Origin of the sequence: Flavobacterium ajazii (genome assembly GCF_010614725.1) — a bacterium.
Lineage (GTDB): Bacteria > Bacteroidota > Bacteroidia > Flavobacteriales > Flavobacteriaceae > Flavobacterium > Flavobacterium ajazii.
Genome location: NZ_JAAEHL010000003.1, coordinates 270,990 through 292,461, shown reverse-complemented (window position 1 = coordinate 292,461; position 21,472 = coordinate 270,990). Strand labels below are relative to the sequence as shown.

At 33.8% G+C, this 21,472-nt stretch carries 18 protein-coding genes; 13 read left to right on the top strand and 5 right to left on the bottom strand.

Annotation, left to right across the window (positions count from 1 at the left end; genetic code table 11):
- Window positions 1-13: 13 nt before the first annotated feature.
- Both GWR14_RS06715 and GWR14_RS06710 read left to right on the top strand, forming a co-directional pair.
- Complete coding sequence (locus tag GWR14_RS06715; RefSeq protein WP_163408262.1) at window positions 14-1,156, top strand: acyltransferase family protein; 1,143 nt, start codon at window positions 14-16, stop codon at window positions 1,154-1,156.
- A gap of 151 nt (window positions 1,157-1,307) precedes the next feature.
- Window positions 1,308-1,805, top strand: a complete 498-nt coding sequence (locus GWR14_RS06710) for a hypothetical protein (RefSeq protein ID WP_223150966.1) — start codon at window positions 1,308-1,310, stop codon at window positions 1,803-1,805.
- Between the two features lie 47 nt (window positions 1,806-1,852).
- On the opposite strand, the gene tyrS is transcribed toward GWR14_RS06710, so the two are convergent.
- The 4 genes from tyrS to GWR14_RS06690 form a co-directional block, all read right to left on the bottom strand.
- Complete coding sequence (gene tyrS, locus GWR14_RS06705; protein ID WP_163408261.1) at window positions 1,853-3,055, bottom strand: tyrosine--tRNA ligase; 1,203 nt, start codon at window positions 3,053-3,055, stop codon at window positions 1,853-1,855.
- A 224-nt stretch (window positions 3,056-3,279) separates the two neighbouring features.
- Entirely contained in the window at window positions 3,280-4,386 is a 1,107-nt protein-coding gene (locus tag GWR14_RS06700) for an NADH:flavin oxidoreductase (protein ID WP_163408260.1), read from the bottom strand.
- Window positions 4,387-4,392: 6 nt separating this feature from the next.
- A complete protein-coding gene (locus GWR14_RS06695; RefSeq protein ID WP_163408259.1) occupies window positions 4,393-4,692 on the bottom strand; it encodes an ArsR/SmtB family transcription factor in 300 nt (99 codons plus the stop codon).
- A gap of 78 nt (window positions 4,693-4,770) precedes the next feature.
- The gene (locus tag GWR14_RS06690) at window positions 4,771-5,706 is read right to left on the bottom strand and encodes an alpha/beta hydrolase (protein ID WP_246236294.1); all 936 of its coding nucleotides are present in this window, start codon (window positions 5,704-5,706) and stop codon (window positions 4,771-4,773) included.
- 464 nt (window positions 5,707-6,170) lie between these two features.
- Between GWR14_RS06690 and GWR14_RS06685 the strand changes: the two genes are divergently transcribed.
- From GWR14_RS06685 to GWR14_RS06645, 9 genes are all read left to right on the top strand, one after another.
- Window positions 6,171-7,748, top strand: a complete 1,578-nt coding sequence (locus GWR14_RS06685; protein ID WP_163408257.1) for an MFS transporter — start codon at window positions 6,171-6,173, stop codon at window positions 7,746-7,748.
- A 43-nt stretch (window positions 7,749-7,791) separates the two neighbouring features.
- The gene (locus tag GWR14_RS06680) at window positions 7,792-9,108 is read left to right on the top strand and encodes an MFS transporter (RefSeq protein ID WP_163408256.1); all 1,317 of its coding nucleotides are present in this window, start codon (window positions 7,792-7,794) and stop codon (window positions 9,106-9,108) included.
- A gap of 87 nt (window positions 9,109-9,195) precedes the next feature.
- The gene (gene kduI / locus GWR14_RS06675; RefSeq protein WP_163408255.1) at window positions 9,196-10,035 is read left to right on the top strand and encodes a 5-dehydro-4-deoxy-D-glucuronate isomerase; all 840 of its coding nucleotides are present in this window, start codon (window positions 9,196-9,198) and stop codon (window positions 10,033-10,035) included.
- A 2-nt stretch (window positions 10,036-10,037) separates the two neighbouring features.
- Window positions 10,038-10,829, top strand: a complete 792-nt coding sequence (locus GWR14_RS06670; protein WP_163408254.1) for a gluconate 5-dehydrogenase — start codon at window positions 10,038-10,040, stop codon at window positions 10,827-10,829.
- Window positions 10,830-10,850: 21 nt separating this feature from the next.
- Window positions 10,851-12,257, top strand: coding sequence for a glucuronate isomerase (gene uxaC / locus GWR14_RS06665; protein ID WP_163408253.1), 1,407 nt, complete (start codon window positions 10,851-10,853; stop codon window positions 12,255-12,257).
- A 13-nt stretch (window positions 12,258-12,270) separates the two neighbouring features.
- Window positions 12,271-13,293 (top strand): sugar kinase, encoded by a 1,023-nt coding sequence (locus tag GWR14_RS06660; protein ID WP_163408252.1) that lies wholly within the window; start codon window positions 12,271-12,273, stop codon window positions 13,291-13,293.
- Between the two features lie 6 nt (window positions 13,294-13,299).
- The gene (locus GWR14_RS06655; protein WP_163408251.1) at window positions 13,300-13,968 is read left to right on the top strand and encodes a bifunctional 4-hydroxy-2-oxoglutarate aldolase/2-dehydro-3-deoxy-phosphogluconate aldolase; all 669 of its coding nucleotides are present in this window, start codon (window positions 13,300-13,302) and stop codon (window positions 13,966-13,968) included.
- A 211-nt stretch (window positions 13,969-14,179) separates the two neighbouring features.
- The gene (locus GWR14_RS06650) at window positions 14,180-15,622 is read left to right on the top strand and encodes a tagaturonate reductase (RefSeq protein ID WP_163408250.1); all 1,443 of its coding nucleotides are present in this window, start codon (window positions 14,180-14,182) and stop codon (window positions 15,620-15,622) included.
- 33 nt (window positions 15,623-15,655) lie between these two features.
- On the top strand, window positions 15,656-17,269 hold the full coding sequence (locus tag GWR14_RS06645) for a UxaA family hydrolase (protein ID WP_163408249.1): 1,614 nt from the start codon (window positions 15,656-15,658) through the stop codon (window positions 17,267-17,269).
- Window positions 17,270-17,401: 132 nt separating this feature from the next.
- Here the strand turns inward: GWR14_RS06645 and GWR14_RS06640 are convergent, their stop codons facing one another.
- The gene (locus GWR14_RS06640) at window positions 17,402-18,430 is read right to left on the bottom strand and encodes a LacI family DNA-binding transcriptional regulator (RefSeq protein ID WP_163408248.1); all 1,029 of its coding nucleotides are present in this window, start codon (window positions 18,428-18,430) and stop codon (window positions 17,402-17,404) included.
- A 287-nt stretch (window positions 18,431-18,717) separates the two neighbouring features.
- Here GWR14_RS06640 and GWR14_RS06635 point away from each other — a divergent pair, with 287 nt between their 5' ends.
- Both GWR14_RS06635 and GWR14_RS06630 read left to right on the top strand, forming a co-directional pair.
- Window positions 18,718-20,154 (top strand): glycoside hydrolase family 28 protein, encoded by a 1,437-nt coding sequence (locus tag GWR14_RS06635; RefSeq protein ID WP_163408247.1) that lies wholly within the window; start codon window positions 18,718-18,720, stop codon window positions 20,152-20,154.
- 91 nt (window positions 20,155-20,245) lie between these two features.
- Entirely contained in the window at window positions 20,246-21,457 is a 1,212-nt protein-coding gene (locus GWR14_RS06630; RefSeq protein WP_163408246.1) for a glycoside hydrolase family 88/105 protein, read from the top strand.
- Window positions 21,458-21,472 lie beyond the last annotated feature (15 nt).

The window sequence follows — 21,472 nt, the reverse complement described above, 5'->3', positions numbered from 1 at the left end:
CAAAAATATTTTTATGAGTTTAACTTTTAATGAAATCAAATCCAAAAAACATTATGAAATTTTAGACGGCCTGCGTGGCGTAGCAGCGATTTTAGTAGTTGCTTTCCATGTTTTCGAAACATTTGCATTAGGAAACCGTTTTAAACAAATTATCAATCACGGTTACCTTGCAGTAGATTTCTTTTTCCTTTTATCCGGATTTGTTGTAGCATATGCATATGATGACCGGTGGGGAAAAATGAGCCAATGGGAGTTTTACAAAAGACGCTTAATCCGACTGCAGCCTATGGTAATTATGGGAATGATTATCGGAGCAGTTTTTTATTATTTTCAGGCTTCGGATAATTTATTTCCACAAATTGCAGGAATGCCAGTATGGAAATTGTTGTTAGTGATGCTGATCGGTTTTACTCTGATTCCGGTTCCAAAGGCTATGGATATTAGAGGCTGGGGAGAAATGCATCCGCTTGATGGACCGGCATGGTCACTTTTTTTCGAATATATTGCTAATATTTTATATGCTTTGTTATTCTGTAAATTTTCAAATAAAGTGCTCGGAATCTTTGTTTTAATATTTGCGGGTATGCTGATTAATTACACTGTTTTTGGCCCTAAAGGTGATGTTATTGGAGGATGGTCCTTAGATCTGGAACAAATGAATATTGGTTTTACCCGTTTATTATATCCTTTTTTCGCCGGAATTCTGCTTTCCCGTTTAGGAAAATTGATTCATATAAAAGGAGCTTTTTGGGTGTGTAGCATATTAATCGCAATTGTTTTGACGATTCCGAGAATTGGAGACGAGAACAGTCTTTGGATGAACGGGCTGTATGAATCTTTTTGTATTATTCTTGTGTTTCCTTTGATTGTATCTATTGGCGCAGGAGGAGAAATAAAAAATCCATTTTCACTTAAAATTTGCAAAGCTTTGGGTGATATTTCGTATCCGCTTTATATCACACATTATCCGCTGATTTATTGGTATTCTGCCTGGGTGGTAGATAATAAAATTTCGTTAGAAGACGGATATTTAGTGGGGATAGGAGTTTTAGTTGCGAGTGTAATCATCGCTTTTATATGTTTGAAATTTTATGACGAACCGGTTAGAAAATGGTTACAAAATAAATTTCAAAAGCGTAAAGTTGTTGTGGAATAAAGAATCGTATCAAGTTTTTATATGTAGAGATGCACTGTTGTGCATCTTTATTTGCTATAGATTGTCGAGATTAAAATATTTTTTCAAATTTAATTTTTCAATATTTTTTAGACGTGATGTTTAATGTCTACTGAAATAAAAAACGATAAAAATGTCAGAGTTAGATCGAATTAATAATATGTCAATATACCAAAAGGCAGAACAAATTTATAAATTAACAGAAGGATTGGTGCAGATAATTCCTTCTGATAATGAATTTTTACAGGAAATGACAGTTCGGTTTATGTTGGGAAATGCTATGATTTTGCCGATAAAAGTTGCAGGAGCAGAAGGAGGGGATTTGTATGATCTTAGAATGGAAAATGCTGCAATTATTCGTAAAGCAGCACGTGAGTTATATGTACAGGCAGGAAGTTTACGTTATGAAGAAGGTATTACGGATACTGATTACATAGATTTATTGCGAAGTACAATTGATGAATTCCGGTTGTTGTTTATTGACTGGGTTGCGAGTTTTGATGTTTGGAATTATATTAAAGACAGTTGGGGATTATTTAATCCGCCCGGAGTAAATGCACTTGACAAAGATCCGGATGATGATATTTCTTTTAATCCAAATGATTTCTTTGAATCTGATGATGAAGATTAATTATAAATGGGATAAATTTTAAGTTTACCCCATTTAAACAAAATCAATCATTTTAATTCATAAAAGTTTCTCTTTCCAATTTTAATTTTTGTTTCTTTTTTTAATTGAATCAACTCATAAGCATGTGTAATTTTCAGATTATTGATTTGAACTGCACCGCTTTCAATTAATCTTCGATTAGCCGATTTTGTAATGTCTTTCTTTAACAAAGTGCAAAGTTCTATTAACGCTATATTTTCTGACTCATTTGATAAAGAAGAAATCAAAATTGGAATAAAAGATTTTGTACTAAAATTTTTATTTTGAAATTGATTTGCAAAGAAATCTTCTGCTTCATCTGCCTTATTTTCATCATGGTATTGAATGATAATATTTTTAGCAATCAATTTTTTAATGTTCATTGGATTTTCAACTTCTAATCTTTTCTTTATTTCTTGCTTTTCTTCGAATGAAAAATCAGTTGCCAATTCTAGAAATTCTAAAATGAGATTATCAGGAATTGACATTGTTTTGCCAAACATTTCATTTGGTTCGTCAATTAAACCGATTGTATTATGAAGCGATTTACTCATTTTTTCTTTTCCATCAAGACCTTTCAACAAAGGCATGCACATTACAATTTGAGAAGGCATTTTGAAGCTTTCCTGCAATTGTCTTCCCATTGTGCAGTTAAACAATTGATCGGTGCCTCCGATTTCGATATCGGCATTAATTTTTACCGAATCAAATCCCTGTAGAATTGGGTAAACTAGTTCATGCATGGCAATGGGTGTGTTCTCAGTGAATCGTTTGTTAAAATCATTTCTGTGCATTAACTGAGCTACTGTTACATTCGACATAATTTGAATAACTTCAGAAAAAGAAAGCTGATCAAGCCATTCTGAATTAAAAACAATTTGAGCTTTTTCAATATCAATAATTTTTGATAATTGGGCAATATAAGTTTCTGCGTTATGTTTGACTTCTTCAGATGTCAAAGGTTTTCTGCTTTTATTTTTTCCGGTTAGATCACCAATTTGGGCAGTGAAGCTTCCTACCAAAATTACGATTTGATGTCCCAAATCCTGAAATTGTTTTAGCTTTTTTAACACAACAGCATGTCCCAAATGAAGATCAGGTGCAGTTGGGTCAAAACCTAGTTTGATGATAAGTTTTCTGTTTTCTTTTTCTACTTGTTTTAATTTTTCTTCCAAACCATTTTCAGGCAAAAAGATTTCTACGTTTTCTTTAAGTTTTTGAATTGTTTCCATTTTTTGTTAAAATAAAAAAAGCCCGGACAATAATGCCCGGGCTTTAAGGTTGATATATAATTTATCTTTTTAATTTACAATCGCGAATACGTTGAATTATATGCATAGCCTTTCCGAGCAAGTATTATTGCATAATAATAAGTGCTGAAAAAAGGAAGGCGTAATATGCTGTTCAAGAATTTCATTTGACTGCAAAGGTAATTTTTAATTGATAACTTTTGAAATTATTCTAAAACTAATGCTCCCAGAGCTTCTTTACTAAAACCTTTCAACTGATCTGTTTTTCCGGCTTTAATTTTAGCAACCCAGTTTGGATCCGATAAAAGCGGTCTTCCAACAGCAACCAAATCAAAATCGCCTCTGTCGAAACGTCTGTTTAATTCTTCTAAAGAAGTCGGCTCAGAACTTTCTCCTGCAAAAGCACCAAAGAAATCACTTGAAAGACCAACTGAACCAACTGTAATAGTTGGAGCTCCGGTTACTTTTTTAGCCCATCCGGCAAAGTTTAAGTCAGAATCCTCAAATTCAGGTTCCCAGAAACGACGTTGGGAACAGTGTAAAATATCAACCCCAGCATCAATAAGAGGAGTAAGCCAAGTTTCTAATTCCTGCGGATTTTTAGCCAGTTTATAATTGTAATCTGAAGGCTTAAATTGAGAGAATCGCATAATGACAGCAAAATCATTTCCAACTTGTTTTCTGATTTCTTTTACAACCTCAATAGCAAAACGGTTACGCTCCGGTAAAGTTTTTCCACCGTAAATATCTTCGCGTAAATTGGTTTCGGCTCTAAAAAACTGATCAATCAAATAACCGTGAGCACCGTGAATTTCGATAGTGTCAAAACCTAATCTTTTGGCATCAGCAGCAGCTTTTCCAAAAGCTAAAATAGTATTTTCAATATCTTTTTCAGACATGGCAATGCCATTTCTGAAATCAGGACGATTGAATCCTGACGGACCTTCAAAAGGAACAGGAGGAACCCATCCTGAATGGTGATTATCCATAATTCCCATATGCCAGATTTGCGGACCCATCTGACCTCCGGCGGTATGAACTCCATCGATGACTTTTTTCCATCCTTTCAAAGCTTCATTACCATAAAAATGTGGGACATTTGCATCGTTTGATGATGATGGTCTGTCAATAACAGTTCCTTCAGATAATATTAGTCCAACTTCGCCTTCAGCTCTTTTTTGGTAGTATGAAGCAACTTGTTCGGTTGGAGTTCCGTTTGGGGAAAAAGAGCGCGTCATTGGCGCCATTACGATTCTATTCTTAAGATGTAACGTTTTTAAGTTAAATGGAGAAAACAGGCTGTTTATACTCATAGTAATTTACAAATTATTTTGAATTAATTTACTGAGTGCTTCAAAGGCACTTTCGTTGCGTTTGTAGTATGTCCATTGCCCAACACGGGTAGATTCTATGAATCCTGCGCGCTGAAGAATTGACAAATATTCAGAAACTGTTGATTGTGTAAGGCCTGCCTTGGCTTGTATTTGTCCCACGCAGACTCCATGTTCAAATCCTGCAGTAATTTGATCCGGAAAGTTAAGCTCAGGTTCTTTTAGCCATTCCAGCATTTGTAATCTGGACTTATTAGACAATGCCTTAAAAATTTCAATTTGTTCCATGATGCAAATATATCGACTTTTCCCGATATATGAATTAATTAAAACTGATTTTAGATAATTTTATGATTTACAGTATGTTTAGAAAATGTAATTGTTGGTTTTTAGCCATTCTTTGCAGGCATTAGTCCAAAATTGGCTGGTGTCTTTTACACCTAAACCAAAACCATGGCCTCCTTTTTCATAAATATGTAATTCGGCTGAAACGTTATTCTTTTTTAAACCTAAATAATAATTGATGCTGTTTTCAGGTAAAACGGCACCATCATCAGAAGCATGAATTAAAAATGTCGGAGGTGTCTGTGGTGTAATTCTTTTGTCATTCGAAAAATTATCAATAATCGCTTGCGAAGGATCTTTTCCCAACAAATTCATTTGTGAACCTTTGTGGGTGATATTGCTGTCCATTGAGATTACTGGATAAATTAATATTGAAAAATCAGGTCTGGCACTAGTGTTGAATTTTGATTCATAGGTTTTGTCGTCAAAATGTGTTGCCAGTGTTGAACCTAAATGTCCGCCTGCAGAGAACCCCATTGTACCAATTTTATTAGGATCGATATTCCATTTTACAGCATTAGACCTAACATACCGAACAGCCTCTTGTGCATCCTGCAAAGGACCGACTGTTTTGTTTTTCATAATTTGATCGCTCGGTAAACGATATTTTAAAACAAAAGCCACAATGCCTAAACTGTTTAGCCACTCTGCAACTTTAGTCCCTTCCTTATCCATTGACAAGTGAGAATATCCTCCGCCGGGAAAAATAATAACAGCAGTTTGATTAGGTTTTGTTTCTTTCGGGATAAAAATGCTTAAAGTTGGAATGGTTACTAAGCTCGTGCTTTGGATTTTTCCTTCCTTTATAACTTCTTTTTCTTTGTACTCAGAAGATTTAATTTCGTCTGGAATGGATTTCCAAAGAGGCAGGATTTTATTTTGAGAATGTAAATTTTGTATAAATCCAAATGCGAAACAGCATATTAAACAGCATTTTTTTAGATTATTTTTCTTCAATGTTTTCAATTTTTAAAGTGTTAGATTTTTATAATACTTAAGTAGTTTTGAGTTTGAAAATTTCGAATTATTATGAATTTTCTATGTTGGAATATTCAATAAACGAAATCGATGTAAAGGCATATTGTTAGCAAGTTTTATTTGGTTTTATATCAGTGTTTTGATTCTGTGTTTTCGAGAGATTGATTTAACAAATGTATTGTTTAATGTGTAATTTTGAATCTGTTTTTTTGCAATATATGTTTAAATTTTTGGGTGAAATAATTTTTTAAGTAATTTATTTGGAATCTAAGTATTTAAACCTATATTTGTGCAATCGATTACATTTTTAGCTTTTGTTTGCAAATTAATTATATTTTAAAAACTTATGGTTAATATGAAAATATTACGTTTGTTTGTAATTGTAAAAAATACATTTTTAATTAATTAAAAGGTTTTAAATAACCAAAACAAACATAGTTACTATGAGTCAAAACAACCAATCTATTGGAAATTATCGCTGGAGTATTTGTGCATTGTTGTTTTTTGCAACAACCATTAATTATTTGGACAGACAAGTTCTATCATTGACATGGAAAGATTTTATTGCTCCTGAATTTCACTGGACTAACAATGATTATGGAAATATTACTGCATTATTTTCTATATTTTATGCTGTAAGTATGTTGTTTGCTGGTCGTTTTGTTGATTGGATGGATACTAAAAAAGGTTTCCTTTGGGCTATTGGTATATGGTCTTTAGGAGCTTGTTTACATGCTTTTGCAGGTATTGCAACATCAGGGATAATTACAGGAAATTGGTTTGTTGGATTTCACGGAGCAAAAGAAGTAATCAGTACTGTAAAAGATACAGCATTAATTATTAATGTGAGTGTTGCTTTATTCATTTTTGCCCGTTTTGTTTTGGCAGTTGGAGAAGCAGGAAACTTTCCTGCAGCTATTAAAACAACAGCTGAGTATTTTCCTAAAAAAGACAGGGCGTTTGCAACAAGTATCTTTAATGCAGGAGCAACCATTGGTGCATTAGCAGCTCCTTTAACAATTCCTGTTATTGCTGATTTATGGGGTTGGGAAATGTCTTTTATTATAATCGGTGCATTAGGATTTTTGTGGATGGGTTTTTGGAAGTTTATGTATGAAAAACCAGAAAACCAGTTAAGAGTTAATGCTGCCGAATTAGCATACATTCAGCAGGATGACATTGCTGATAGTAAAATAGCAGGTTACGTTCCTGAAACTGCTACTAAAGTAACTTTTAAAGATTGTTTTAAATACAAACAAACTTGGGCATTTGCATTTGGAAAATTCATGACTGATGGTGTATGGTGGTTCTTTTTATTCTGGATGCCCGCTTATTTAAGCTCAGTGTATGGAATAAAATCTTCTGATCCAGATGGACAATTCGCATTATTCGTACTTTACGGAATTACGTTACTTTCAATTATTGGCGGATGGTTACCAACTTATTTTGTTGATAAGAAAGGAATGAATCCTTATGAAGGAAGAATGAAAGCGATGTTAATTTTTGCATTTTTTCCATTGTTGGCATTAGCAGCACAGCCTTTAGGATATATCAGTTATTGGGTACCAGTAATTATCATTGGTATTTCAGGTGCTGCTCACCAAGCTTGGTCAGCTAATATTTTTACAACTGTTGGAGATATGTTTCCTAAAAAAGCAATTGCTACTATTACAGGTATTGGTGGTTTAGCAGGAGGTTTAGGATCTACTTTAATTAACAAAGGTTCAGGAGTTTTATTTGATTTTACGCAAAGAAACTGGAGCGTAATAAATGGACAGTCTTTATTAGAAAAATATCCTCAATTTTTAAATCCCGAAACTGAAACGGCTTTCTTAAAAGAAAAGGGAGTTGCTAATTTAGATGAATTTTTAAAATTATTGCATGATTCAGGAGATACTGTTGTTAATGGTATCAATTCAGGATATATGATTATTTTCTCTATCTGTGCGGTTTGTTACTTGATTGGCTGGTTTGTAATGAAAACCTTAGTGCCAAAATATAGACCAATTACAGATCTTTAAAAGATTTTCATGCTAGCACTAACCAACCAAACCAACCAAAATTATGAACCAAACCAATGCAGTGATAGGGAAATATCGCTGGACCATCTGTAGCTTAGTTTTCTTTGCTACTACCGTAAATTATTTAGATCGAAATGTAATCAGTTATTTAAGGCCTTTTTTAGCAGAAGCCTTTCATTGGACTCCCGAACAGGAGGTTATAGATTACTCTAATATAGAATTGGCTTTTAAAATTGCCTATGCACTCGGAATGCTCGTTGCAGGAGGGGTTATTGATAAGTTAGGTACAAAATTAGGTTATGCAATTGCAACCGGTTTGTGGAGTTTGGCTGCTGTAGGGCACGCATTTGCAACCGGAACTGGAGGTTTTTTAATTGCACGTGTTTTTTTAGGAATTACTGAAGCAGGGAATTTTCCCGCAGCAATAAAAGCAACGGCTGAATGGTTCCCTCAAAAAGAACGTGCTCTGGCAACGGGGATTTTTAATTCTGGAAGTAATATTGGGGCAATAATTGTTCCTTTGTCTGTGCCCTTTATCGCTGAAAATTATGGTTGGCAATGGGCTTTTATTGCAACTGGAATTATCGGTTTTATTTGGTTGGCATTATGGTTCGTTTTGTATGAAGTGCCTCATAAACAAAAACGTTTGTCACAGGCAGAGCTTGAATATATTAATGCTGATAAAGCAGATGTTATTGAAGCTGAAGATACCGGGAAAGTTTCATGGTTGAAATTGTTGTCTTTTCGTCAAACCTGGGCTTTTGCAATTGGAAAATTATTGACCGATCCTGTATGGTGGTTTTATTTATTCTGGTTGCCTGATTTTCTGATGAAGCAATACAAACTTTCTGCAACTGAAATTATTTGGCCATGTGCTTTAGTTTATGTTATTGGAAGTGTTGGAAGTATTTTTGGAGGCTGGCTTCCATTGAAATTAATTGAAAAAAACAGGCCGGCTTATAAAGCTCGCAAAACAAGTATGCTAATTTATGCGTTTGCTGTTTTACCTGTGCTATTTTCTCAGTATTTAGGAACTATCAATATGTGGTGGGCAATTTTAGTGATTGGTTTGGCAGTTTCAGCGCATCAGGCCTGGAGTGCTAATATTTTTACAACGGTATCAGATATGTTTCCTAAAAAAGCAACAGCTTCTGTTACAGGAATTGGAGGAATGTTCGGGGCGCTTGGAGGAATTTTGCTAACTTTACTGGTTCAAAAGAACATGTTCGTTTATTATACTAAAATAGGTAAAATAGAAACAGGATATTTTATTATGTTCTGCATTTGTGGAGCATCTTATTTATTGGCCTGGTTTATTATGCATATTTTAGTTCCGAGGATGAAAAAGGTAGAAGTGTAATATTTACACAAATAATTTTTCGTTTCTATTATGATATTTAAATATAAAAATATAATTTTGTGCAATCGATTACATTAATTTAAAATTATGACAAAATATAGTTCAAGATACGCATCAAGCCCAGAAGCTGTAAAAAAATATGATACGCAGCAATTGAGAGAAGAATTCTTAATTGATGACTTAATGCAGGAGGATGAAGTAGTGTTGGTTTACTCTCACTATGACAGATATATTGCAGGGTCTGCAGTTCCTGTAAAAGGTGATTTATCTTTGGATACAATCGATCCGTTAAAAGCACCTTATTTTTTAGAGCGTAGAGAGTTAGGGATTATCAATGTTGGAGGAAGTGGTTCTGTTGTTGTAGAAGGAACAACTTATGAGTTAGGTTTTAAAGATGCTTTGTACATCGGTAGCGGAAACAAAGAAGTAATCTTCAAAAGTGATGATAGTAGTAATCCTGCAAAATTCTATTTGAATTCAGCTCCGGCTCATACAACTTATCCAACTAAAAAAGTAAGTTTAGCTGAAGCTAATAAATTGCAATTAGGGACAATGGAAACAGCTAACCACCGTACCGTTAATCAAATGATTATTGGAAGTGTGGTTACAACTTGCCAATTGCAAATGGGGATGACAGAATTGAAACCAGGAAGCGTTTGGAATACAATGCCGGCACACGTTCATGATCGTCGAATGGAGGTTTATTTCTATTTAGATATTCCGGAAAATCAGGCGGTTTGTCACTTTATGGGACAGCCACAAGAAACAAGACATATCTGGATGAACAATCATCAGGCTGTAATTTCTCCGCCTTGGTCTATTCACTCAGGTTCAGGAACAAGTAATTATACTTTTATCTGGGGAATGGCAGGAGAGAATTTAGATTACGGAGATATGGATGTTTGTAAAATCACTGATTTAAGATAATAATGACAAATTTATTTGATATAAAAGGAAAAGTTGCCCTTATTACAGGAAGTACACACGGTCTGGGAATGGCAATGGCAAAAGGATTAGGTCAGGCTGGAGCAACTATCGTTGTGAATGGGAATTCTTCTCAGGAAAAAATTGACATAGCTGTAAAAGAACTTCAAAGTGAAGGAATTAATGCTGTTGGTTACAAATTTAATGTAACAGAAGAAAAAGAAGTTAGCGCTGCTGTAGCGAAAATTGAAAGCGAAGTTGGGCCAATCGATGTTCTGATTAATAACGCTGGAATCATTAAAAGAATTCCTTTACTTGAAATGGAAGTTTCTGATTTCAGAGAGGTTGTGGATATTGATTTAGTAAGTCCATTTATCGTTTCCAAGCATGTTGCAAAAGGAATGATTGAAAGAAGACAAGGGAAAATCATCAATATTTGCTCTATGATGAGCGAGTTGGGAAGAAATACCGTTTCTGCTTACGCTGCTGCAAAAGGTGGTTTAAAAATGCTGACTAAAAACATGGCAACGGAGTGGGCAAAATACAATGTTCAGATTAATGGAATCGGACCTGGTTATTTTGCAACTGAGCAGACAAAACCAATTAGAGTTGACGGACATCCGTTTAATGATTTTATCATTAGCAGAACTCCGGCTGCAAAATGGGGTGATCCAAGTGATTTAGCCGGTGCAGCAATATTTTTATCATCAAAGGCCAGTGATTTTGTAAACGGCCATATTTTATACGTAGATGGCGGAATTCTTGCGACCATTGGAAAACCGTCAAACGAAGAATAATTTTCTATTATATTAAAAGACATGAGCTCTAATAAAACATTCATAAACGATAATTTTTTACTTGAAAATAAATACGCTGAAGAGTTGTATCATAACTACTCAAAAAATCAGCCGATCATTGATTATCACAATCATTTAAATCCACAGTTTATTGCTGAAGATAAAATTTTTGACAATATCACAAATGTGTGGATAAACGGAGACCACTACAAATGGCGTGCAATGCGTACATTGGGTATTAATGAGCAGTTCATTACAGGAAACGGTGCTGATAAAGATAAATTTCTAAATTGGGCAAAAACAGTTCCGTATACAATGCGTAATCCGTTGTACCACTGGACTCACTTAGAATTAGCGCGTTACTTTGATATTTACGATTTACTAAATGAGAAATCAGCTGAAAGAATATATGAAGAAGCTTCTGCAAAAGTAAATTCACCTGAATACAGTACAAGAAACCTTCTTAAAAAAGTAAATGCTGAATTAGTTTGTACTACTGAAGATCCAATTGATACTTTAGAGTTTCACCAAAAATTGAACAGCAACCCTTTTGAAACTAAAATGAGCACAGCTTTCAGACCTGATAAAGCTATTTTAATTTCAAATGATGGTTATAACGCATATTTAGATACTTTAGGTAATGTTGCCGGAGTAACTATTAATACATATGCTGATTTGCTTGATGCCTTAAGAAAAAGAATTCTGTTTTTCAATGAAAACGGATGTAAATTAAGTGATCATGGTTTAGATCAGATTTATTTCGAAAACTTCACTGAATCTGAGATTAATGCAATCTTCAAAAAGAAAAGAGAAAATCAGGATGTTAGTCCGGAAGAAGCATTGAAATTCCAAAGTGCTGTATTATTGTTTTTATGTGAAACTTATCATGAATTAGGATGGGTCCAGCAGTTTCACTTAGGTGCTTTACGTAACAATAATGCACGTATGCACAGGATTTTAGGTCCTGATACAGGTTGGGACTCTATTGGGGATTACCCACAGGCTCAAAAATTATCTGCTTTCTTAAATACATTAGACAGTAAAGATAAATTAACAAAAACTATTATTTATAATTTAAATCCTGCTGATAACGAAGTTATGGCTACTATGATTGGAAACTTCAATGATGGTAGTGTACGAGGAAAAGTACAGTTCGGTTCAGGATGGTGGTTCTTAGATCAAAAAGACGGAATGACGAAACAATTGAATGCTCTTTCAAACATGAGTTTAATCAGCTGTTTTGTTGGTATGCTTACTGATTCAAGAAGCTTCTTATCTTTCCCAAGACACGAATATTTTAGACGTATTCTTTGTAATCTTCTTGGAGATGAAATTCAAAGAGGTGAACTTCCTGCTGATATGGAATGGATTGGAAAAATGGTTTCTGATATTTCATATAACAATGCAAAAGAATATTTTAAATTTTAATTAAATATTGACAATGAGTAAAGTAGTTGCGTTCGGCGAAATAATGTTGCGTTTTTCAACTGAAAGACATTTGCGTTTTTCTCAGGCTAAAGCATTTACAGCATCTTACGGTGGAGGTGAATTTAATGTTTGTGTTTCTTTGGCTAATTATGGTATCAATGCAGAATTTGTTACCAGATTACCAGAAAACGAAATTGGTTACTGCGCTGTGCAGGAGATGCGTAAGATGAATGTTGAATCTAAGAGTATTGTTTATGGCGGTGAACGTTTAGGGACTTATTATTTAGAAACTGGAGCAGGAACGAGAGGAAGTAATGTTGTTTATGATCGTGCGCACAGCTCGATGGCAACGATAAAAAAAGGAGATGTTGATTGGAAGAAAGTACTTGAAGGAGCGACATGGTTTCATTTTAGCGGAATTTCAGCTGCTATTTCTCAAAGTGCTGCAGAAGCTTGTCTGGAAGCAGTTCAGGTAGCACATGAATTGGGATTGACCATTTCATGTGATTTGAATTACAGATCAAAATTATGGCAATATGGTAAAACTCCAAGCGAGGTTATGCCTGAGTTATTAAAATACAGTCACGTTATTTTAGGAGATATTGACACAGCCTATTTTATGTTAGGAATTCCTAAAGTAAATCCGGATTATCAAAATAAAGAATCATTACCAGCTTTATATTCTAAGTTGTACGAGCTTTGTCCGAACTTAAAAACTGTGGCAACTACATTACGTTATTCAGTTAGTGCTTCACATCAAAGAATTGGTGGGGTTTTATTTGATGGTTCTTCAATTTATAATGCCGCTGTACAAGAAGTAACGCCTGTAATTGACAGAGTAGGTAGTGGAGATGCATTTATGGGAGGATTAATCTATGGATTGGTTGAATATAAAGATGATAAACAAAAGGCATTAGATTTTGCAGTAGCTGCTTGTTGCTTGAAACACACAATTGCCGGAGATTATAATTTAGTTACATTAAAAGAAGTTGAAAACATGGCAGGAGGAAATTCTGCGGGATTAGTATCAAGATAAAAAAGTATGGCAAAGTATTCAAGAATTGAAGTAGCTCAGACAATGAAAGACAACGGGATGGTTCCTTTGTTTTTTCATTCTGATATTGAGTTAAGTAAAAAAGTATTAAAAGCATGTTATGATGGAGGCTCCAGATTAATGGAGTTTACCAGTAGAGGTGACTTTGCTCATGAAGTATTCGGGGCTTTAAATAAATATGCCTTAGCAGAATTACCTGGAATGATTTTGGGGGTTGGTTCTGTTACTGATGCTGCTTCAGCTTCATTGTATATGAGTTTAGGTGCAAATTTTATTGTGACGCCGGTTTTTAGAGAAGATATTGCGATTGCTTGTAATAGAAGAAAAGTATTGTGGTCTCCTGGTTGTGGTACACTTTCTGAAATTGCAAGAGCCGAAGAATTGGGTTGTGAAGTGGTAAAACTGTTTCCTGCTGATACTTACGGGCCAGAGTTTATTAAAGCAATAAAAGGGCCATGTCCATGGACTACAATTATGCCTACAGGAGGTGTTTATCCAACTGAAGAAAGTTTGTCTTCATGGCTGAATGCAGGTGCTACGTGTGTGGGTCTTGGTTCTCAGTTGATTTCGAAGGATTTGTTGGATAAACAGGACTTTGAAGGCTTGAAAAATAAAGTAAGCGATGTTTTGAACATCATTAAAAATATTAGAAAATAATAAATAAGGAATAATCAGTTATTTCTTATTTGGAAAGCAGTTTTTTTTAGAGTTTTAAAGGTTGTAATTGAACATTACGCTTGAAATAAAACTTGTCACTCCTCACAGCAAGTTTTGTTTGTTTTTTACAAGTGTAATGTTTCTTTTACAATAATGAAACGGGTAAGGAATTAATGAGGTTATTTATAACACTTTTAGAGAAGATTTAAAAATGAAAAAATTAAATAGAGTAAATACAGGTTTAGAAGAATTAAAGCCTATTAAAGTAGTTCAGTTTGGTGAAGGTAATTTCCTTAGAGCATTTGTTGATTACGCTTTTCATAGACTAAACAAAGAGCTTGATTTTAATGCCGGTATTGCAATTGTTCAGCCATTAAAAGATGGTATGGTAAACATGATTAATGATCAGGATGGTCTTTATACTTTGTTTATGAACGGTATTAAAAAAGGAGAAAAAATACAAGACATTCAGCTGATTGATAATATTGTAAAAGCTATAAATCCATATAGTGATTTTGCTGATTATTTAGCTTTGGCCAAAGAAGAAGAACTTCAGTTTATTGTTTCAAATACTACTGAGGCAGGAATTGAATTTATCGGAACTGATACTCCGGATATGCAGCCACCTGCTTCATTTCCTGCAAAGCTGACTGTTTTATTATATGAAAGATTCAAACATTTCAATGGCGATGCTTCTAAAGGATTGACTATCATTCCTTGTGAATTGATTGACTATAACTCTGAAACTCTTAAAAAAATTATTTTACAATATGTTGATTTATGGAAATTAGAGGACGCATTCAAAATCTGGGTATCTGATGCTTGTACGTATCATAGTACTTTGGTTGATAGAATTGTACCTGGATATCCAAGAGCTAATATTGAAGAATACAATAGTAAATTAGATTACCAAGATAATTTAATTGTTGCTGCTGAACCATTTTTCCTTTGGGCTATCGAAGGAGGAGATGATTTGAAAGCTAAATTACCATTCCACAAAACGGATTTGAATGTAAAGATTGTTGACGATATTCGTCCTTTCAAAATGATCAAAGTTCGTATTCTAAACGGTGCACATACCGCAATGGTTCCTTGTTCACTTTTATACGGTAACAAATTAGTAATGGAAACTGTTAATGGTGATTTTACCGGACCATTTGTAGACAGCGTTATTGCTGAAATCAGCGAAACCCTTGCTATGGACAAAAATGAAATCACTGCTTATTGTGAAGAGGTAATGGACCGTTTTAGAAATCCGTTTATCAAACACGCATTGGCTGATATTGCTTTAAACTCTATCTCAAAATTTAAAGTGAGAGTTTTGCCAAGTTTATTAGGATATTACAACAGTAATAAAAAATTACCTGTTAGTTTAACTTTCTCATTAGCTTGTTTAATCCAATTCTACAAAGGAACTTGGAACAATGAAGAATTGCCTGTAAAAGATACTCCGGAGTTAGTTGAAGCATTTAAAAATGCCTGGGAATTAGGAGCTTTGGATTCAGTAGTGAATAAAGTTTTAGCTAACACTGAATTCTGGGGTGAAGATTTAACAAAAATTAACGGTCTATCAGAGGCTTTAGTGGTAGCTTTGAATGAAATTGAAGCAAATGGAATTGAAAAAGGTTATGCTAATTTTAGCAACAAAATCTAATAGATTTACGTTACTTTACAAAAAAAAAAGATCATGCAAAAAAAATTGATAAAAGTAAATCCTGCAGATAACGTAATTGTCGCTTTAACCGATTTGGTGCAAAATGAACAAATTATGTTTGAAGGAACTACAGTCTCACCAATAACTGATGTTAAAGCAAAACATAAAATTGCAGAGAAAGATTTTGCAATTGGTGATGAAATTATAATGTACGGCGTTTTGGTAGGAAAAGCTGTAGAGCCTATAAAAAAAGGAGGCGTAATTACGACCGAAAACGTAAAGCATCAAAGCGAAGAAGTTTTTCGTAAAACAGGAAATTTGGGCTGGACTCCGCCAAATGTAGATCGTTGGAAAGACAAAACTTTTAACGGATACCACCGTGCGGATGGGCAGGTTGGAACGAAAAACGTTTGGTTGTTTATTCCTTTGGTTTTTTGTGAAAACAAAAATATCGAAAAATTGAAAGATATTTTCGAAAACGAATTACTGCCAAAAAAAGAAGTTTCTTATAAAAATTTGCTACGCTCTTTAATTGAAGAAAAAAGTGTAGAAGAAGTTGCTGAAAGAAATTCAAATGAAAATCTTCTAGATAATATTGAAGTAAAATTCATCAATCATCAAGGTGGTTGTGGTGGAATTAGACAAGATTCTGAATTGTTGGCAAAACTGCTTGCAGGATATGTGAACAATCCAAATGTTGCTGGTGCAACTATTTTAAGTTTGGGATGTCAAAATTTGCAGGTTAGTATTTTTCAAGATGCTTTGAAAAAAATGAGCCCAAATTATGATAAAGAAATTTTGATCTATGAGCAACAACAAATTGGAACTACCGATCAAATGTTCCAAATGGTGATTAAAGATTCTTATGAAGCTATTAAAAGAGCCAATCAAATTGAACGTAAACCTGCTCCTGTTTCAAAATTAAGTATTGGTTTGGAATGTGGCGGATCCGACGGGTTTTCAGGAATATCTGCAAATCCGGCTTTAGGAGTTGTTTCAGATATTTTCGCAGCTTTGGGAGCCAAATCTATTTTGGCAGAGTTTCCGGAATTATGTGGTGTTGAGCAAGAATTGATGAACCGATGTGTGACCGAAGAAAAAGCAGACAAGTTTTTATCTTTGATGAAAGCTTTTGAAAAATCAGTTGTAGATGCAGGTTCTGGGTTTGATATGAACCCATCTCCAGGAAATATTAAAGACGGATTAATTACCGATGCTATGAAATCTGCTGGTGCATCTAAAAAAGGTGGAACTGCACCTATTGTAGATGTTTTGGATTACGGTGAATACATTTCACAACCGGGTTTAAATCTTCTAAATACGCCAGGAAATGACGCTGAATGTACCACAGGATTAGTTGGAGCGGGAGCGACCGTTGTTTTATTTACAACAGGTTTAGGAAATCCGATGGGAAATCCGGTTGCACCCGTGGTAAAAATTGCTTCAAACACAGCATTAACTAACAGAATGTCGGATATTATCGATTTCAATGCTGGAACCGTAATTACTGGTGAAAAAAACATCACCGAAGTTGGAGAAGAACTGGTAGATTACATTATAGAATTGGCAAGTGGAAACGTTGAAACAAAAGCAGATCAGCTGAAACAAGATGTATTTATTCCTTGGAAAAGAGGAGTTTCGCTTTAAAATAGAAAGTGTTAAAAATAACCATATAAGTTATAAAAGTTCATTTAGTTAGTATTTTATACTTTTCTCAAATGGACTTTATATGGTTTAAAAAATAATCTGGATATATGTTTAATCGTATCCTTAAAACTACTAAGAGGTAGTTCTTGTTGAAGATTTACGAATGTGTAATTCCGGAGCAAGAACTACCTTTTTTTCGATTTTAATGGTATCGGTTTTGTCTACCTGCTCTAAGAATACGCGAGCAGACATTCTTCCCATTTCAAGGGGAGACTGATCTACAGAGGTTATAGACATTTCCATGAATTTTGTAAAAGGTTCGTTACTGAAGCCTGCTACACAAAAATCATCCGGAATGTTTATATTTCTTTCGTTTAGTTCCTGGATGGCGCCTAAAGCAGCAAAATCACTTGAAGAGAATATAGCATCAGGTGGAGTTTCAAGTTCTAATAAGATGTCAACTGCCTCTTTCCCGGCTTCAACGCTACTTTTAGACTGAATAACATATTTTTCGTTAAATTCTATTCCATTATCAAGCAAAGCCTGTTTGTATCCCAAAAACCTGTTTTTGAAAATTTCTAATGACTGATCCCCGGATAAATGTGCGATATGTTTGCATCCCTGATTGATAAGTTGTTTTGTAGCGATGTAGCCTCCTTTAAAGTCATTGATAGTAACAGAACTTACGCCTTCTATATGTTTGCTTCGGTCAAAAAATATCAAAGGGACATTTTTTTCTAATACATTGCGGAAAGCACTGTTGTTTTCATCATTAACATCAGAAACAGACATTAAAATACCGTCAACCTGGGCGTCAATTAATGTGTATAAGTTTTCACTTTCTCTTTTTGGGTTTTCATGAGTCTGACAAATAATAACCTGATAACCGTGAGGGTAAAGTTCTTCTTCAATACCCCTAATTACAGATGCGAAAAAGTTACTGTCAATACGAGGAACGATAACACCAATATTATTGCTTCTTCCACTTTTTAGTGCTAAAGCTAATTTGTTTTGTTTATAGTTCATTGAAGCAGCAGTTTCAAGAACTAATTCTCGTGTGCTTTCTTTTATTTTGGGATTATTATTTAAAGCTCTGGAAACCGTTGCGGCAGTGATGTTTAGCTTCTTTGCAATGTCATAAATGGTTATTTTTTCACTCATTCAAAAAAAATATTTTGATTATTTTAACACAAAAATACATTTTTTTTGGATACCCCAACTTAAAATGTTATCGATTACCTACAATTACTTTATTCGTCAAATATAGTAAGACAATAATAAAAAATTGTATATTTTTTTACAAAAAGTGTAAATTAATTTTATAATAAAAATTAAATGTATAAATTATTTTTAAATAAATTTGTTGAGTTCAATCTATTTTTTTACTTTCGTGTAATCGATTACATTGCCAACAAAAGTTAGATTTAAAAACAGAAAATATTTTAAAAATGAGTGTCTGTAAATCGTTGATGTATAAGTCTTTTTTTATTACTGGATATGTTTTATTGGCTGTGTCGTGTGGTACCAAAACTACAGACATGGCAATTGTTGATCCTTGGATTAAAAAGGATTTGATTATTAAAAGTATTACTGAGGTTAAATTTGCTGACAAAAGTTATAATGTAAAAGATTATGGAGCTCTTGCTGATGGAGTAACAATGAATACTATTGCTTTTGAAAAGGCTATAAAGGAATGTTCTGTAAATGGAGGCGGGAAAGTAATTGTACCAAATGGTAAATATCTGACAGGGCCAATACATATGGAAAGCAATGTTAATTTGCACTTAGAAGATAATGCTGAAATTCTTTTTAGTGTAAATCCAAAAGATTATCCCATAGTCCATACATCTTTTGAAGGAACGGAATTGATGAATTACTCCCCTCTTATTTATGCTAAAAATAAAACAAATATAGCTATAACAGGAAAGGGAATTCTAAACGGTCAGGCTGATAGTACAAACTGGTGGGTCTGGTCAGGGGGTAAAAGTTATGGATGGCAAAAAGGTATTCCTTCTCAAAATGATCCTGCGAATCGTGAAGTTTTAGTTGATATGGCAGAGAAAGGCGTGCCTGTTTCAGAAAGAGTTTTTGGAGATGGACGTTACCTGCGTCCTAATTTTGTTGAGTTTTTTGAATGTAATACTGTTTTGATAAAAGATGTAAAGATTATTAATGCTCCTTTTTGGGTTTTACATCCATTAAAAACAAATAATATTATTATTGATGGAGTTACAGTTAATAGTCATGGTCCAAATAACGACGGTTGTGATCCTGAATATTCCCAAAACATAATTATTAAGAACTGTGTTTTTAATACTGGAGATGATTGTATCGCTATAAAATCAGGAAGAGATGCTGATGGAAGAAGAGTAGCAATGCCAAGTAAGAATATTATTGTAGAAAATTGTAAAATGATTGACGGCCATGGAGGTGTTGTTATTGGAAGTGAAATTTCAGCTGGAGTAAATAATGTTTTTGTTGAGAATTGTGTCATGGACAGCCCAAATCTTGACAGAGCGATTCGTATTAAAACCAATTCGAGAAGAGGAGGAATTATTGAAGATGTTTATGTAAGAAATCTGGAAGTGGGAACGGTTAAAGAATGTGTTTTGAAATTAAACATGTTTTATAATGTATATGGGGCTCAAACAGGCAATTTTATTCCGGTTATCAGAAATATAAGTCTTGAAAATATAAAAGTAAAAAAAGCTGGAAGATATGGTGTTTGGGCTGAAGGTTATAAAGAGTCTCCCGTAGAAAACGTAACACTTAAAAACGTAGTTATCGAAAAAGCAGACTCGATTTATTTACTGAAAAACATCAAAAAATTTAAATTTATTGACACTTACATCAATCAAAAGAAAATAGAGTCAATTAAAGATTAAAATTTTGATCAAATAATATGTTGGGGGATTAGTTTTGTAAGCAAAAATATTCTCATTATAAAAAGCTAAAATCTAATTTTAATAATTAAGGATGATTTCTATAAATACAAATTTCTTTAAAACTGCAATTATCGTATTGCTTTTTTTCTGTGGTAAAACAATTGCTCAGGATAATATTCAAAGTCAGAAGAGTATTGCTGGTAATTTAAAATGGTCAGAAAGAATGGCTTTGTCTATAATTAAAAGACATCCAGAAGCATGGAAAATAGATGACCACGAAGCTCCAAAGTGGGATTATAAAATTGGTATGATTTTGACAGCTTACCAGAAACTTTATGAGAAAACCAATAATCAAAAATATTATGATTATGTAAAAGGATACGCAGATACATTTATCGATGAAACGGGTAACATTAAAAAGTTCGATCCTAAAAATCATAGTCTTGATAATATAAACGCAGGAAAAATACTTTTCGATTTGTACAACAAAACAAAAGAAGAAAAATATCTGACAGCTTTAAAAGCATTAAGAAATAATTTTGATGATTATCCAAGAACACCATCTGGAGGTTTTTGGCATAAAAAAATCTATCCGAACCAGATGTGGCTTGATGGTTTGTATATGGGAGAACCTTTTTATGCAAGATATACAGCTGAGTATGAAAAAGGAGAAAAATTAAATGATGTTGCTCATCAATTTGAATTGCTTCACCAGCATACATTTGATATAAAAACAGATTTGTATTTCCATGCCTGGGATGAAAGCAAGCAAATGGCATGGGCTAATAAAGAAACAGGAACAGCGCCTCATATTTGGTTAAGAGCACTTGGCTGGTATGGTATGGCGTTGGTAGACGCATTGGATTATTTTCCAAAAGATCATCCAAAACGTAATGAATTGATTAAGTATTTAAATGAATTGGCTATTGCGGTAAGCAAATATCAGGATAAAACAGGCTTGTGGTACCAAATTCCGAACCTGCAAAATAAGAAAGGAAATTATTTAGAATCTTCAGGATCTTCAATGTTGGTTTATTTTCTTGCTAAAGGAGTGCATAAAGGTTATTTGCCGGTAAAATTTGAAAAGGTAGCGGATAAAGGTTTTGAAGGATTAATAAAAAATCTTATAAAGGTAGATAAGGATGGTGAAGTTCATATCACACAAGTATGTGCAAGCGCAGGATTGGGTGGAAATCCTTATCGTGATGGTTCGTTTGAATATTATATGAACGAAAAGATTGTAACTGACAATTCTCACGGATTAGGAGCATTTTTATTAGCAGCGATAGAATTAGATAAATAAATTTCAATAAAAAGT

Coding starts and splice junctions, on each gene's coding strand:
- GWR14_RS06715 (WP_163408262.1), top strand. CDS start 14: ATGAGTTTAACTTTTAATGAAATCAAATCCAAAAAACATTATGAAATT.
- GWR14_RS06710 (WP_223150966.1), top strand. CDS start 1,308: ATGTCAGAGTTAGATCGAATTAATAATATGTCAATATACCAAAAGGCA.
- tyrS (WP_163408261.1), bottom strand. CDS start 3,055: ATGGAAACAATTCAAAAACTTAAAGAAAACGTAGAAATCTTTTTGCCT.
- GWR14_RS06700 (WP_163408260.1), bottom strand. CDS start 4,386: ATGAGTATAAACAGCCTGTTTTCTCCATTTAACTTAAAAACGTTACAT.
- GWR14_RS06695 (WP_163408259.1), bottom strand. CDS start 4,692: ATGGAACAAATTGAAATTTTTAAGGCATTGTCTAATAAGTCCAGATTA.
- GWR14_RS06685 (WP_163408257.1), top strand. CDS start 6,171: ATGAGTCAAAACAACCAATCTATTGGAAATTATCGCTGGAGTATTTGT.
- GWR14_RS06680 (WP_163408256.1), top strand. CDS start 7,792: ATGAACCAAACCAATGCAGTGATAGGGAAATATCGCTGGACCATCTGT.
- kduI (WP_163408255.1), top strand. CDS start 9,196: ATGACAAAATATAGTTCAAGATACGCATCAAGCCCAGAAGCTGTAAAA.
- GWR14_RS06670 (WP_163408254.1), top strand. CDS start 10,038: ATGACAAATTTATTTGATATAAAAGGAAAAGTTGCCCTTATTACAGGA.
- uxaC (WP_163408253.1), top strand. CDS start 10,851: ATGAGCTCTAATAAAACATTCATAAACGATAATTTTTTACTTGAAAAT.
- GWR14_RS06660 (WP_163408252.1), top strand. CDS start 12,271: ATGAGTAAAGTAGTTGCGTTCGGCGAAATAATGTTGCGTTTTTCAACT.
- GWR14_RS06655 (WP_163408251.1), top strand. CDS start 13,300: ATGGCAAAGTATTCAAGAATTGAAGTAGCTCAGACAATGAAAGACAAC.
- GWR14_RS06650 (WP_163408250.1), top strand. CDS start 14,180: ATGAAAAAATTAAATAGAGTAAATACAGGTTTAGAAGAATTAAAGCCT.
- GWR14_RS06645 (WP_163408249.1), top strand. CDS start 15,656: ATGCAAAAAAAATTGATAAAAGTAAATCCTGCAGATAACGTAATTGTC.
- GWR14_RS06640 (WP_163408248.1), bottom strand. CDS start 18,430: ATGAGTGAAAAAATAACCATTTATGACATTGCAAAGAAGCTAAACATC.
- GWR14_RS06635 (WP_163408247.1), top strand. CDS start 18,718: ATGAGTGTCTGTAAATCGTTGATGTATAAGTCTTTTTTTATTACTGGA.
- GWR14_RS06630 (WP_163408246.1), top strand. CDS start 20,246: ATGATTTCTATAAATACAAATTTCTTTAAAACTGCAATTATCGTATTG.